Origin of the sequence: Burkholderia arboris (genome assembly GCF_902499125.1) — a bacterium.
Classification (GTDB): domain Bacteria; phylum Pseudomonadota; class Gammaproteobacteria; order Burkholderiales; family Burkholderiaceae; genus Burkholderia; species Burkholderia arboris.
On record NZ_CABVPX010000001.1, the window covers coordinates 1 to 13,174 of the forward strand.

The 13,174-nt window shown below is 66.8% G+C and carries 13 protein-coding genes, 1 pseudogene and 1 riboswitch; of the genes and pseudogenes, 7 read left to right on the forward strand and 7 right to left on the reverse strand.

Translation table 11 applies throughout. The features are described from left to right. Positions 1-36 precede the first annotated feature (36 nt). Positions 37-229: riboswitch (cobalamin riboswitch) on the forward strand. Between the two features lie 215 nt (positions 230-444). The 3 genes from BLA15945_RS00005 to BLA15945_RS00015 all read left to right on the forward strand — a co-directional run bounded on the left by BLA15945_RS00005 (position 445) and on the right by BLA15945_RS00015 (position 4,089). Continuing rightward, the gene (locus tag BLA15945_RS00005) at positions 445-2,373 is read left to right on the forward strand and encodes a TonB-dependent receptor domain-containing protein (protein WP_174991132.1); all 1,929 of its coding nucleotides are present in this window, start codon (positions 445-447) and stop codon (positions 2,371-2,373) included. Positions 2,374-2,483: 110 nt separating this feature from the next. Beyond that, complete coding sequence (locus BLA15945_RS00010; protein WP_059240471.1) at positions 2,484-3,056, forward strand: TetR/AcrR family transcriptional regulator; 573 nt, start codon at positions 2,484-2,486, stop codon at positions 3,054-3,056. A 22-nt stretch (positions 3,057-3,078) separates the two neighbouring features. Beyond that, the gene (locus tag BLA15945_RS00015) at positions 3,079-4,089 is read left to right on the forward strand and encodes an alpha/beta hydrolase (protein WP_174991134.1); all 1,011 of its coding nucleotides are present in this window, start codon (positions 3,079-3,081) and stop codon (positions 4,087-4,089) included. Between the two features lie 14 nt (positions 4,090-4,103). Here the strand turns inward: BLA15945_RS00015 and BLA15945_RS00020 are convergent, their stop codons facing one another. After that, entirely contained in the window at positions 4,104-4,742 is a 639-nt protein-coding gene (locus tag BLA15945_RS00020) for a LysE family translocator (protein WP_059240469.1), read from the reverse strand. Between the two features lie 116 nt (positions 4,743-4,858). On the opposite strand from BLA15945_RS00020, the gene BLA15945_RS00025 reads away from it, so the two are divergent. After that, entirely contained in the window at positions 4,859-5,320 is a 462-nt protein-coding gene (locus BLA15945_RS00025) for an Lrp/AsnC family transcriptional regulator (RefSeq protein ID WP_174991136.1), read from the forward strand. Positions 5,321-5,493: 173 nt separating this feature from the next. Here the strand turns inward: BLA15945_RS00025 and BLA15945_RS37990 are convergent, their stop codons facing one another. Further along, positions 5,494-6,282, reverse strand: coding sequence for a collagen-like triple helix repeat-containing protein (locus BLA15945_RS37990; RefSeq protein WP_230950387.1), 789 nt, complete (start codon positions 6,280-6,282; stop codon positions 5,494-5,496). 25 nt (positions 6,283-6,307) lie between these two features. Between BLA15945_RS37990 and BLA15945_RS37995 the strand changes: the two genes are divergently transcribed. Together BLA15945_RS37995 and BLA15945_RS00035 are read left to right on the forward strand one after the other, a co-directional pair. Beyond that, the gene (locus tag BLA15945_RS37995; protein ID WP_407045077.1) at positions 6,308-6,853 is read left to right on the forward strand and encodes a hypothetical protein; all 546 of its coding nucleotides are present in this window, start codon (positions 6,308-6,310) and stop codon (positions 6,851-6,853) included. Positions 6,854-7,226: 373 nt separating this feature from the next. Beyond that, positions 7,227-7,682, forward strand: coding sequence for a cupin domain-containing protein (locus BLA15945_RS00035; protein ID WP_059240465.1), 456 nt, complete (start codon positions 7,227-7,229; stop codon positions 7,680-7,682). 9 nt (positions 7,683-7,691) lie between these two features. Here the strand turns inward: BLA15945_RS00035 and BLA15945_RS00040 are convergent. From BLA15945_RS00040 to BLA15945_RS00060, 5 genes and pseudogenes are all read right to left on the reverse strand, one after another. Then, a pseudogene (locus BLA15945_RS00040) lies at positions 7,692-8,009 on the reverse strand (copper-binding protein). 91 nt (positions 8,010-8,100) lie between these two features. After that, a complete protein-coding gene (locus tag BLA15945_RS00045) occupies positions 8,101-8,892 on the reverse strand; it encodes a DUF2182 domain-containing protein (protein ID WP_174991140.1) in 792 nt (263 codons plus the stop codon). Next, positions 8,889-9,533, reverse strand: a complete 645-nt coding sequence (locus BLA15945_RS00050; protein ID WP_059240463.1) for a DUF1326 domain-containing protein — start codon at positions 9,531-9,533, stop codon at positions 8,889-8,891. The genes BLA15945_RS00045 and BLA15945_RS00050 overlap by 4 nt, the downstream gene beginning before the upstream one ends. A gap of 167 nt (positions 9,534-9,700) precedes the next feature. Further along, a complete protein-coding gene (locus BLA15945_RS00055) occupies positions 9,701-10,000 on the reverse strand; it encodes a hypothetical protein (RefSeq protein WP_059240462.1) in 300 nt (99 codons plus the stop codon). Positions 10,001-10,104: 104 nt separating this feature from the next. Then, the gene (locus BLA15945_RS00060; RefSeq protein ID WP_059240461.1) at positions 10,105-11,007 is read right to left on the reverse strand and encodes a LysR family transcriptional regulator; all 903 of its coding nucleotides are present in this window, start codon (positions 11,005-11,007) and stop codon (positions 10,105-10,107) included. Positions 11,008-11,221: 214 nt separating this feature from the next. Here BLA15945_RS00060 and BLA15945_RS00065 point away from each other — a divergent pair, with 214 nt between their 5' ends. Then, positions 11,222-12,991, forward strand: coding sequence for an adenine deaminase C-terminal domain-containing protein (locus BLA15945_RS00065; RefSeq protein WP_233464088.1), 1,770 nt, complete (start codon positions 11,222-11,224; stop codon positions 12,989-12,991). Positions 12,992-13,174: the final 183 nt, after the last annotated feature.

Here is a 13,174-nt window from a genome sequence, read left to right on the forward strand (position 1 = left end):
ACGGTGCTTTGATAGATTTTGAAGAACTTTGGTGCTATGGTTCTTCGCTACGATGGTTCCCGGAGACGGGATCAAAAGGGAACGCAGGAGGGGCAACGCCTCGAAGCTGCGGCTGCCCCCGCAACTGTGAGCGGCGAATCCGTGCCACTGCATGCCACTGGGAAACCGGGAAGGCCTGCACGGATGACGACCCGCGAGCCAGGAGACCTGCCATCGACCCGAGGTCCAGCAGCCGCACCGGGCGGGGTGTCCCGATGCGCAAGCACCGCCGTTGGCGGTCGCCCGTTGCATGGACGACCCGACCTCAGGATCCGTCAGATGTCCTTCGTTCCCGAATCCGCTTCCCAGCCGGAAGCGTCGCACCGACACGCCGTCGGCATGCACAACCTGCCCGCCCTTCGCTCGCGACCGCCGTACGCGCAACACGCCTTCTCCCGCTGTCTCATGAACATTCGCCATCTGCTCGCCACGTCCGCCGCCACCGCGCTGCTCGCCCCGATCGCCCATGCCGCCGGCGACACCGCGCTCCAGCAGCCGCCCCAGCCGGCGGAAAGCGTCGACCTGCCGACGATCAGCGTGACCGACACGCGTCGCCTGCCCGAATCGTTCGACGGGCGCTATGCGACGACCCAGGTCCTCACGCGAACCGACCTCGACCGGCTGTCGCCGAGCGACCCGAGCATCACTCAGGCGCTTGCGACGCTGCCCGGCGTGACCGTTTCGCAGAACGGCGGCCCCGGTTCGTCCGCATCGGTCAGCATCCGTGGCTCGTCGGCGAGCCAGGTCGCCGTGTTCATCGACGGCATCCGCATCGGCTCACCCACCACCGGCATCGCGCCGTGGGCCGACCTGCCGACGGAAGCGTTCGAACGGGTCGAAGTGATCTCGGGCCCGGCCGCCGCGTCGTTCGGCGCCAACGCGATGGGCGGTGTCGTGCAGCTGTTCACGCGCCGCTCGTCGAGCCAGCCGAACCAGACCACCGTGTCGTTCGGCGGTGGGTCGAACAAGACGTTCGACACGCAGTTGCGCACGTCGGGCACAGTGCCGTCGACCGGGCCGCTCGCCGCGCTCGGCGGGCTCACCTACTCGCTCGGCCTGCACACGTACAACACGGCCGGCATCGATTCGACGCGGCCGGTCTTGCCGTATCACGAGGACGGCCGCAATCCGTATCACGCGCAGGATCTCGATGCGCGCCTCGGTTACGCGCGCGACAACTGGTCGGTCTCGACGTTCGCGCTGTATCACCGCTCCGACCTGTCCTACGACAACAGCGGCTATCCGAACCGCCAGCTCGATCACCAGCTGACGACCGGTCTCGCGTTCCATCTCGACATCACGCCCGATACGCAGTTCGACCAGTCGTTCGGTTATGCGAACGATCGCCAATTCCTCTACGCGAGCGATCCGGCCATCCCGACCGACCAGATCAATTCGCAGCGCATCAGCACGTCGACCTCCCTGACCCATCAGGAGCGCGGGTTCCACCTGTTCGGCCTGCCGCTATCGGGCGAGAGCAAGCTCGGGTACGACTTCACGCGCGAACAGGCGTTCCTGCCGATCGACGCGCCCGGCGGCATACCGACGCGCAACGACTCCGCGTTCTCGCTGCATCAGTCGGCCACGCTCGGCAGCGTGACGCTGTTCCTCGCGGGGCGTCGCGAGATCATCGCCGGGCAAGGCGTGAACACCGGCAATGCCGCGCTGTCGTGGGCGATCACGCCGGTCTATACGGCGCGCGTGTCGTACGGCAATGCGTTCCGCCTGCCGAGTTTCAACGACCTGTACTACCCCGGCTACGGCAATCCGAACCTCAGCCCGGAACGCAGCACGTCGGTCGAGGCCGCGCTCGACGCGAACACGTCGTACGGCACGTTCACCGCCGCGATCTACGACACGCGCGTCAGCAACCTGATCGCGTACAACCCGGCGACGTATTCGCCGATGAACATCGGCCGCGCGCATATCCGCGGGATCGACCTGTCGTACAAGGGGACGATCGGCCGCTACACGCCGGTGAGCGTCGCGATCGGCCTCCTGAATCCGCAGGACGAGACCCATGACAGCTGGCTCAACCGCCGGCCGCGCCAGACGGTCAGCCTGAACGTGGACCACACGTGGGACGAACTGCACCTGCACGCGCTCAGCACGGGGGCGTCGCTGAACTACGGCGGGACGACCTTCGACGATCCGGTCAACACGACGTACCTGCCGTCGTACCTGACCGTGAACCTGCGCGCGTCGTACCGGATCAATTCGCACCTGACGGTGTCGGCCACGCTGTCGAACCTGTTCGACCGGCAATACATGACCGCGTACGGCTACAACACGCTCGGGCGGACTGCGTTCGGCAAGGTCAGCTACACGTTCTGACGGCGCGTCGCCTCGGCGCCTGCGTCGCGGGCGCCGGCACGCACGGGAAATTGACATCGCAGCAAAAACTAATAGAATTAGGTTTTTGACTAACCTACATAGCATCCGTCATGGCACGTGCCGGCATTACCGTGGACAAGCTCGTCGAAGCTGGCGCGCAGCTCGCCGATGAAACCGGCTTCGAACAGCTCACCGGCGCAGCGCTCGCGCGGCATTTCGACGTCAAGCTGGCCAGCCTGTATTCCCATATCCCGAGTTTCGACGACCTGAAGAGCCGGATCGCGCTGTTCGCGCTGCAGGAGCTCGCCGATCGCGCGACCGACGCACTGGCCGGCCGCACCGGCAAGGACGCGCTGGCCGCGCTCGCGAACGTCTATCGCGACTATGCGCGCGCGCATCCCGGCCGCTTTGCGGCCGCGCGCCATCCGGTGAGCGCCGAGCGCGCCGCCGGGAGCGCGGGCGGCCGGCTCGTGAGGATGACCTCGGCCGTACTGCGCAGCTACGACCTGCCGGATGCCGAGCAGGCCCATGCGATCCGCCTGCTCGGCGGCTTCTTCATGGGCTACGTGACGCTCGAAGGCGCCGGCGGCTTCTCGCACAGCGCGCCGGATTCCGATGCGTCGTGGTCGCGCAGCCTCGATGCGCTCGACGTGATGCTGCGCCACTGGCCTTCGGCCGCATGACGCGCCGGCTGGAATTCAAGCGATGAAAGACAAACCTGACGGCGTCGTACTGGCGAGCCGTGTCGTGCCTTTCCCGGCATCGATCAGCGACGAAGCGCGAAGCGCGTTGCAACGACTCGTCGGCAACGACGGCGTGCCGCTGAATGCGCTGCACGTGATGCCGGCGCTGGACGATCGCGACGCGTGGATGCGCGTGAAGGCGGCCGCCGATGAGCACTACGCGGCCGCCGTCGAGAAGCTCGCCGGGTATCTGCGTTCGAGCGTCGAGACGATCCGCGCCGGCCACGCGGACGTGCATGTCGCGACGCCCGAAGCGCCGGTGTCCGATGCATGCGCCTACATCGACCTGCACGGCGGCGCACTGATCGTCGGCGGCGGCGCCGCGTGCCGCGCCGGCGCGCAGATGCAGGCCGACCGGCTCGGCATGCGCTGCTACGGCGTCGACTACCGCATGCCGCCCGGCCATCCGTATCCGGCCGCACTCGACGATTGCATCGCGGCCTATGCGCACGTGCTGGCGCGCCACGCGCCGGAAAACGTCGTGATCGGCGGCCGCTCGGCCGGCGGCAATCTCGCAGCGGCGATGGTGCTGCGCGCCCGCGACGAAGGCTTGCCGCTGCCGGCCGCGCTGGTGCTGCTGTCGCCGGAAGCCGACCTGACCGAATCCGGCGACAGCTTCGAGACCAACCGGCTCGTCGATGTCGTGCTGCCCGCGTCGCTGATGCCGAACAACCTGTTGTACGCGAACGGCGCCGATCTCGCGCATCCGTACCTGTCGCCGCTGTTCGGCGATTTCGCCGCCGGCTTCCCGCCGACGTTCATCCAGAGCGGCACGCGCGACCTGTTCCTGTCGAACGCCGTGCGCCTGCATCGCGCGTTGCGGCGCGCGCAGGTGCCCACCGAGCTGCACGTGTTCGAAGGGATGCCGCACGGCGGGTTCATGGGTGCGCCGGAGGACATCGAGCTGAGCCAGGAGATCGCGCGCTTCGTGCATGCGCATTTGCCGGCGCTGCCTGCCGCAGGCACTCGCTAGAACGGCGCCCCGCGTCAGGACCCGAGCAGGCCGCGCACACCCGCGACCAGCTGGATCGCGCCGAATACCGCGATGACGGCGGCCGACACGCGCGACAACCCGTGCATGAACGCGAACGACAGCTTCGTGCGCAGCGCCGCAGTCGCGCTGCTCAGGCACAGCCACCACGTGGCGGAACCGATGAACACGCCGGCGACCATCCACGCCACGGCCGGCCACATCGCGCCTTCCCGCGCAGCCTGCAGCGGGCCGAGCGCCGCGAAAATCCCGACGAACGACACGATCGTCATCGGGTTCGACAGCGTGAGGCCGAACGTCGTCAGGAAATCGCGCAGGACGGTCGTGCGCGGCAGGTCGCGTTGCACCGCCGACGCGGCCGGCGCCTGACGCCCGATCGTCCACGCGAGCCACACGAGGAACGCGCCGCCGCCAATTTTCAGGCCGACGGTCAGCATCGGGAATGCGGTGACGATACCCGCAATGCCGAGCGCACCGAGCAACCCGTAGATCGCATCGGCACACGCGGCGCCGATGCCCGTCGCGAACCCCGCCTGAAAGCCGCGGCTCAGGCTGCGCTGAATGCACAGCATGCCGATCGGGCCGACCGGCACCGCGATCGACAGCCCCATCACGACGGACTTGATGAACAACATTGCCTGCTCCTTGCGACATCCCGCGGGTTGAACAGGCATCGTAGGGAAAGTCCGGTCATCGCTGAATGCGGTTTTTAAGGAAAAATGGGGGCTCCACCTTAAAAAATCCCGCCGCGATGGATGATCTGGACTGGAAGGTACTGGCGCTGTTGCAAGCGAACGGCCGCATCAGCTATACGGAACTCGCGCGTCAGGTTCACCTGTCGGTGCCGGCGGTGACGGAGCGCGTGAAGCGCCTCGAGGCGTCCGGCGTCGTCGAGGGTTACACGGCCCGGATCAATCCGGCCGCGGCCGGCTACCCGGTGAGCGCGCTGATCGGCATCACGGTGCCGCAGCCGGCCAAGGCGAAATTCCTCAAGCTGCTGGAGTCGATTCCCGAAGTCGTCGAATGCCGTCACGTGACGGGCGCGGATTCGTACGTGATGCGGTTCGTCGCAACCAGCATGACCCATCTCGAACAACTGATCGAGCGCATCAACCTGTACGGCGAAACGCGCACGTCGATCGTCATGTCAACGCCCGTGCCGGTGCGCGGGCTGGCACGGCCGCCGTCGAAGGTCGACGGCACCCGCGCCTGACCTGTCGATCGACACGGTACGGCCGGCCTCGTCGCGACCGTCGCGAGTGGCGATGACCGGCCGATCTCCGGCCGGCGGCCGGCCATCCGACGTGCCCGGGACGATCGGCACGCGCCGGTTACTTGCCGGTTACTTGCCGGTTACTTGCCGGTTACTTGCCGGTTACCTGCCGGTTACTTGCCGGCGACGCCGCCGGTCACGCCACCGAGCAGGCCACCCACCAGCGACGTAACGGGTGCGAGCGGATTGCCCGCGCCGCCCGACGCCGTACCGGCCCCGGGCCCGTTCACCACGGTCGCCGGTATGCCGCCGACGACGCTGGTCACCAGACCGGAAACCGGCACGCCGCCGTTCGCGCCTTTCGGACTCACGAGACCGCCTGCATTGGTCACCGTGTTGCCGACCGCGAAAGCGACCTGTCCGAGGGCGCCGACGATTGGCTGCGACGACGCGGACGTCACCTTGACGCCTGCCGACGTGATCGCTGCACCGACTTGCCCGAGCAGGCCGGCAACCGGCTGTCCGAGGCCCGTCGCCGTGCCGACCTGCTGCGTAAGCTGGCCGGTGGTCGTGACGAGTGGCGTGATCGCGTTGCTGATCGCCTGCGTAGTCTGTTGCACCGGGCCCGACGACAGGGTCGCGCCGAGTGTTGCGCCACCCGCCTGGAGACCGCCGGCCACCGTGTCGAGCAGGCCGCCGACCGGCGCCGTGACGGGCGCCAGCGGCGCGAGCGGCCCGGTGCCGAGCGCCTTCACGGCCTGGCTCAGGCCGGTGACCGGGTTACTCGTCGAACCGACGATGGAACCGAGGCCGGCAACGGTCGTGCCGACCGGATTCGACGCGATGCCGATCTGGCCGATCCCGTTGCTCACCGCATTGGAGGTATCGCGAATGATCGTGCCGGCGCCGATGACCGTGTTGCCAAGCCCCGCCGTCACGTCCTTGCCGACGGGGGGCGTCACGCCTTTGATCGTCGTGCCCGCTGCCATGACGACGCCGCCGATGGAACTGATGATGCCGTTCGTGCCCGGCGTACCGCTGCTCGAACCGCTGCTGCTGGTGCCGCTGCTGCTGGTGCCGCTGCTGCTGGTGCCGCTGCTGCTGGTGCCACTGCTGCTGGTGCCACTGCTGCTCGTGCCACTGCTGCTCGTGCCGCTGCTGCTCGTGCCGCTGCTGCTCGTGCCGCTGCTGCTCGTGCCGCTGCTGCTTGTGCCGCTGCTGCTCGTGCCGCTGCTGCTCGTGCCGCTGCTGCTCGTGCCGCTGCTGCTCGTGCCACTGCTGCTCGTGCCGCTGCTGCTCGTGCCGCTGCTGCTCGTGCCGCTGCTGCTCGTGCCACTGCTGCTCGTGCCACTGCTACCGCTCGTGCCGCTACTGCTTGTGCCGCTGCTACCGCTCGTGCCACTGGTCCCGCTCGTGCTCGTCCCGATGTTGTTACCCGGCAGCGTCGGCGCCGTGATGTCGCCGCCGCCGCATGCCGCCAGCGCACACGCCGCAGCGATGGCCGCGACCGCAACATTTGCATTGATGAAATGATTGTGCATGGAAATCCCCGTCCGTTTTTTTGCTCGATCCTTCCAGCAAGCATCTACCGTGCCATCGCCATCAGGATCTCTGACGATCCGGCCATCGCATCGGATCGCGCCGCCCCGCCGCGCCTCACGCGGGTGACGCCCGGCACCGTCGCCCGCTCGATCGGCGCATGCGCACCCTACGTTCCGGTAAACCGTGCGTAACACGCATCCGGCGTTACGTAGCACCGCGCGACAAATGACCGGGCGCGACGTCGCCGCTCTCCTTCGCGCACACCCAACGGTGCTATCGTCGATACCTGCCCCGATATCCCCGCCATCGGCGCCATCGGCGCCACCGGCGCCACCGGCGCCCCGAACCCCGGACCAGACAGACGATGAACAATCCGCGAGAAATCCTGACCGCCGCCGAGATCACGGCAATGGAACCGGAACATTCCGTCCATCCGTTGAACGCGAATGCCGCGCGCCTGAAGCGATCTCTGGGTGATGCGACCGGGCTGACGCAACTGGGCTTCCATCTGATGACCTTGATGCCGGGGCACGAATCGACCGAATATCACCGGCACCTGTACGGGGAAGAATGCGTCTACGTGCTGTCCGGAAGCGGCGAAGCCACCATCGACGGCCAGACCTGCCCGGTCGGCCCGGGAGATTTCATGGGATTTCCGCGCGGCGGCCCCGCGCACACGATGCGCAATACCGGCGACGCGCCGCTTGTCTATATCGTGGCCGGCGATCGTCCGGAGCACGACGTGTGCGACTACCCGAATCTCGGCAAGCGGTTGTACAAGGCGGGCGCCAACAAGGTGTTCGTGGATCACGACGCATGACGTCACCCGTCACGGCCGCTTTACGAGCTTTACGAGCTTTACGACCGTGAGCGTGCCGTTGACGTCTTCAACCCGGACCCTCACCTTGTCGCCCGCCTACAGCGGCGGGATCATGCCCGCATCGCCGACCTTGAACGCCATCGTCATCGGCGGCATCCCGACGTTGTCGAGCGTGCCGTGCTTCAGCGTCACCCGCCCGCGCCCGGCGTCGATCTCCTTGACCTCGGCGTCGGACAGCTTCGCATCCGGCGCCGATATCGACGTATCGCCCATGTTCGTGCCGGACATGTCGCCGCCCGCGAACACCGGTGTCACCACGAAGACCATCGCGCACCGCGCGGCGACGGCTTGAAAGCACGTCTGCACCGCTAGCCTTCCATCGGGCCGGGCACGTTCCGCTGTACGCCGGCGCGGCGCGTCACACGATCAACGTGACACCGGCCCACGCGATCAGCACGACGCCCAGCACGCGGCCGATGCGTTCGCCGCCGGGCAGGACTTTTTCCGCGAACACGAACAGCGACAACGCGGCGATCCACACGACGTTCATCACGCCACCGACGAACAGCAACGCCATCAGCAACCAGCAGCAGCCCACGCAAACCACGCCGTGCCGCACGCCGAGCAGAAAACTGCCGGCCACGCCCGGCCGCCAGTGCGCGACGAGGAACGCGGCCGGCGCACGGCATTGCCGCAGGCACGCGCGTTTCAGCGGCGAGAATTGATAGAGCCCGGCCAGCGCCAGCACGATCGCGGACAGCACCGCGCTCTTCGACCACAGCATCATGGCGGAGATCAGCCCGGCCGGCTGCAACATCGCCTGCAGCAACGCCGCGCCGATCGAGAACGCGAGCCATGTCGTCAGATAGCCGGCCAGCAGCGACACCGACGTCAACGCTGAGCCCGCCTCCCCGCCGCCGCGCTGCCGCAGCACACGCCGGTACAGCATCACGAGCGGCGCGGCGCCGGGTGTCATCATCGCGATCATCATCACCCACCACATGACGATCACGGTCGGCAGCGACGGGTCCATGCTGCCCATGCCGCCCGCGAGCCGATGCGGAAAGAGCGCGACGGTCGTCATGTCCAGCGCCGACATGCCGGTTCCCGCACCCGTCCACAGGTAGAACCAGCAGATGCCGACGAGCACGGCCATGCCGAGCAGCGTGATGACGCGCTCCCGCCCGAGCCAGGTGTCGAACGGGGTCATGCCGCGACGCGATGCCGGATCAGCCCGTGGTTGTTCAGGTGCAGCCGCGCGAACTGCGCATAGGTACCGTCGAGATTCAGCGCGATGTTGCCTTGCGAGCGGCCCGTGCCCGAACCGATTTCGGCCAGCTCATACTCGAAACCGTTCGGCAGGTCGATCCGCACGCGGTGCTCGGCGCCCGTCACCGGGTTGCGGATCGGTTCGCCACTGGCGTCGAACACGCCTTCCACGTGAATCTGGCCGCGCCGCGCATCGACATCGACGTCGAAATCGATCTTCGTGAAGATCGGATCGAACGCATGCTCGAGCGTCGACGCATACACCGAGAACATCGTCGCGAACGGATCGGTATCCTGACCGGTCATGATCTTCAGCACGGCGTCGCGCTGCGCCGGACTGGCGCGCTCGTCGACGATCGGCTGGCACTTGCCCCGGCCTTCGTGCACGGCGCCCGGCCACTGGAACACGACCGCGATCCTGACGCCGTCGAGCACCACGTCGCCGTAGTGACCGCTGTCGATCGACAGCGCCCCCATCGCTTCGCAATTGCCGTGGGTCGGCAGTGCATTGAACTGGCACGGGCAACCGTACGAGCAATTACAACTGATCATTTCGGTACCCTGAATCTCCCAAGGCGTCATGGCTCCACCTCGCGCGTTTCAATACATGAACGCTTCGAATCTAGTGCACGGTATCGGGGAAATCAAAGCACGGATGGCAGCGTGAAAACCCGGCGTGCCGGCCTTACGCAAGACATTGCGACGCATGCCCGCAAGGCGGCGCTGGCGATCGTCCCGGCGCCCGGATCTCACACGAACAGCGACGCGACGATCGCACACCACACCAAACTCGCGCCACACAGAAACACGCGCCGCGCGACGAACATCCGCGATTCGTCGTCGGGCGTTTTCATCGGCGACGTCGCGAGAAACGGCACGCTGGCGAGGCACGCGAAGCCCGCGAGCGCGGGTAAGATCACGACGTAGTCGCCGAACCGCCAGGGCAGCGCCTCGTGCCAACCCCAGTAGCCGAGAAACAGCATGCCCAGCGAAAACATCGTCGCGGCGGCCGAACTCAGCGCGACCACCGATCCCGTCGGAAATTGCATGGGCGTCTCCCCTCGCGCAGCGCGCGATGCCGGATCATTATCCCGGCACGAAAGGGAAAAACACAACGATTGCCGGTGTGCGCGAGCCCGCTGCGCCGAGCCGCTCAGCTACTCATCTCGCCGAGGATCGTCATGATCTCCTCGGCCAGCAGCAGGCTCGCCAGCCCCCGGCCGTGCTTTTCGCGGCGCACGAGCGCGAGCACGTTGCGGCTGAACGCGCGATCGCGGATCGGCCGGTACGTCAGGCTCTCCTGCCGGTATTCCTCCGCGATGTCGAATTTGCTCAGGAACGCGATGCTTTCGCTCGCGGCAGCAAGCCGCTTCATCGTCTCGATCGAATTGGTGCGGAATGCCGGCTCGACGTCGATCCCCGCCTCCTCGAACGTATCGGCGACGATGCCGTGCATCAGCATCGCGCGATCGGCAAAGATCAGCGGATACGACGCGCAGTACGCGAGCGGAATCGATTCCATTCGCGCGAGCGCATGCTTCGGCGACATCACCGCGCCGAGGCTCGTATCCATTTCCCACAGGCTTTCGAGCTGCGGCGACGGCGGCAGGTTGAAGCCGAGGCCGAGATCGGCTTCGCCGCTGGCGAGCGCGTCGGCGATCTCGCGCACGGACATCACCCGAATCGAAATCCTGACGTGGGGATGCTGAGCGCAGAAATTCGCGGCCGCGGTAGACGCGATGCCACTGGCCAGGCCGGTCACCGTCGCGACGATCGCCTCGCCCTTCTGCAGCGTGTTGAGATTGCGGATCTCGGCCTCGACCTGCCGGTACTCCGACATCGTCCTGCGCACGTGGGCCAGCAGGATCTCGCCGGCCGGCGTCAGCCGCAGCCCGCGCGGCAGGCGCTCGAACAACGGCTCGCCGATCTCCTCCTCGAGCAGCAGCACGTGCTTGTTGATCGCGGACGGCGCGACGTGAAGCTTTTCGCCGGCCGCGCGAATCGAGCCGCACCGCGCGACTTCGTCGATGTAGCGCAGCAATCGTGAATGGAGCATGGCACCGGTCTCCTGGAGTCGGCCAAGCGTACTCGAAAAGCGCACGCTCCGCGCAAAAAACGCTGCTTTTTAGAAACGGTGAATTCGGTTTTCATGAGTCCTGTCGCGTTCGTGGGCCGACGGCACCGCCCGGCCGGTACGCGCACGCTGCGGCGACCGCGTTTGCTGCGGCGCAAAAGCAGGTTCAAACCAACCGATGAAAGCGAGACAAGTCATGTACCAAGCAGTCAGCGAGAGAACGGCCGGCACCGCCGGACAACGCGACCAGGTGGCCGCCCACTACGACCAGGTGCGCGCGATTTTCGACATTCTCAACGGGAAGAAGGAAGCCGATCTCCTGCTGAAGAATCTGAACATCCTCGACGTGCACAGCGAGACGGTCTATCAGGGCTCGATCCTCGTGTACGACAAGCGCATCGTCGCGCTGAACCCCGACGAAACCGCGATCCGCGTGCGCGAGGTATTCGATGGCGAAGGCCTCTACGCGATTCCCGGGCTGATCGACGCGCACATCCACTTCGATGCGCAGCTCGCGCATCCGGCCGCGTTCGCCGAGGCGATCGTGCCGTGCGGCACGACGACGATCTTCTCGGAATGCCTCGATTTCGTCAGCGCCGCCGGTGCCGAGGCCGTGCCGGCCACCGAGCAGTTGTTCCGCGATCACGACCGCCTGCCGTATCGCGTGTTCGCGTTCGCGCCCGGCAAGAAGACCTCGGTCGACGTGACCGACGCACTGCTGAAGATGGACCCGGTGATCGGCCTCGGCGAACTCGCGCATCTGACCTACAGCGTGGGCAACGACGACGACTTCCGCAAATCGGCGCTGGGCCGCGCGAAAGGCGGTTTCATGAACACGCACTGGGGCGTGACCGCGCTGTCGGACATGATGCTGAACTACATGCCCGCGATCGGCGCGTTCGCGAACCACGACGTGTGGAAGGAAGACGACATCGAGAAAAGCGTGCGCTACGGGCTGCAGACGCAGATCAAGTTCGGCGTCGGCAGCCCCGAGGTGATCAAGATCATGCTGCGCGCGATCGTGAAGCGGAAATGGCCATCCGAGAACTTCCAGCTGTGCGCGGACAACATCTCGGTGGACCGGCTGCTGACCAAGGGCCACATGGACTGGATCGTGTCGCTGTGCGCCGAGATGGGCATCGATCCGATCCAGGCGATCAAGATGGCGACGCTCTACACGGCGCGCGCATTCCGGATGGACAACCGCTTCGGATCGCTGACGCCGGGCCGCTTCGCCGATATCGTGCTGACCGACAGCCTGTCGAAGATCAACCCGCGCTACGTGTTCAAGGACGGCGAACTGGTCGCCCGCGACCGCAAGCTGCTGAAGCAGGCCGACGTCGACTACTCGGGCATGGTGAAGCAACCGGTGCCGGGCCTCGGCGACCTGACGCCCGCACAACTGGATCTCGTGCCGCTCGAGGTCTCCGAAGACGGCACGCAAGCGAAGGTCTACCTGTTCGACGTGTACGGGCGCGGCCACGAGAAGTTCTTCCAGGAAGTGTGGGTGCCGTTCCGCGACGGCAAGGTCGTGCCGGAGGTGGCGGGCGTCACGCTCAACCGCATCGCAGTCGTGCAGCGCTATGCGAACGGCAAGCGTCACGTGGTCAACGGGCTGTTCAAGGGCGTGTCGATCGAGCGCGGCGCGGTGGCGACGTTCTGGCCGGCGCCGAAGGCGTACTTCGTCGCGGTCGGCCGCGACAGCGACGAGATGTGCCATTGCCTGCGGCAGGTCGATTCGTACGTGGGCGGCTGCGTGGTGACCGACGACCGCGCGGTGAAAGCCGTGCTGCCGCTCGACATCTACGGCGTGATGGCGAACATGAACCTCGCCGATCTGCTCGGCGCGACGCGTTCGATCGACCAGGCACTCGAAGCGCTCGGCAACCGCAATGAGGGCGAACCCGTGGTGAACAAGCTGCTGACGCTGTTCATCTCGCTCGACCGCTTCGGCTTCATGGCCTGACGCCGGCCTGCAGGAGGAGACGACCGGCGGGCGCCCACGGGCCCCGCCGGCTATGGGAAGCGCGGATGGCACCGGCACTTTCGCCCGGTTACCTTCGTGCGTGCCCGCCCACGACAGCGCATCGCGCCGCCGGCCAACCGGCGCCCCGACACGCGCGGCAACACGAAGACCACCAAGGGACCA

What these genes read in the sequence shown, in the direction of transcription:
- BLA15945_RS00025 (WP_174991136.1), top strand. Translation starts at nt 4,859, where the DNA reads ATGGATGATCTGGACTGGAAGGTACTGGCGCTGTTGCAAGCGAACGGC.
- BLA15945_RS00020 (WP_059240469.1), bottom strand. Translation starts at nt 4,742, where the DNA reads ATGTTGTTCATCAAGTCCGTCGTGATGGGGCTGTCGATCGCGGTGCCG.
- BLA15945_RS37995 (WP_407045077.1), top strand. Translation starts at nt 6,308, where the DNA reads ATGACGACGCCGCCGATGGAACTGATGATGCCGTTCGTGCCCGGCGTA.
- BLA15945_RS00010 (WP_059240471.1), top strand. Translation starts at nt 2,484, where the DNA reads ATGGCACGTGCCGGCATTACCGTGGACAAGCTCGTCGAAGCTGGCGCG.
- BLA15945_RS00050 (WP_059240463.1), bottom strand. Translation starts at nt 9,533, where the DNA reads ATGACGCCTTGGGAGATTCAGGGTACCGAAATGATCAGTTGTAATTGC.
- BLA15945_RS00045 (WP_174991140.1), bottom strand. Translation starts at nt 8,892, where the DNA reads ATGACCCCGTTCGACACCTGGCTCGGGCGGGAGCGCGTCATCACGCTG.
- BLA15945_RS00065 (WP_233464088.1), top strand. Translation starts at nt 11,222, where the DNA reads ATGTACCAAGCAGTCAGCGAGAGAACGGCCGGCACCGCCGGACAACGC.
- BLA15945_RS00015 (WP_174991134.1), top strand. Translation starts at nt 3,079, where the DNA reads ATGAAAGACAAACCTGACGGCGTCGTACTGGCGAGCCGTGTCGTGCCT.
- BLA15945_RS00035 (WP_059240465.1), top strand. Translation starts at nt 7,227, where the DNA reads ATGAACAATCCGCGAGAAATCCTGACCGCCGCCGAGATCACGGCAATG.
- BLA15945_RS00005 (WP_174991132.1), top strand. Translation starts at nt 445, where the DNA reads ATGAACATTCGCCATCTGCTCGCCACGTCCGCCGCCACCGCGCTGCTC.
- BLA15945_RS00060 (WP_059240461.1), bottom strand. Translation starts at nt 11,007, where the DNA reads ATGCTCCATTCACGATTGCTGCGCTACATCGACGAAGTCGCGCGGTGC.
- BLA15945_RS00055 (WP_059240462.1), bottom strand. Translation starts at nt 10,000, where the DNA reads ATGCAATTTCCGACGGGATCGGTGGTCGCGCTGAGTTCGGCCGCCGCG.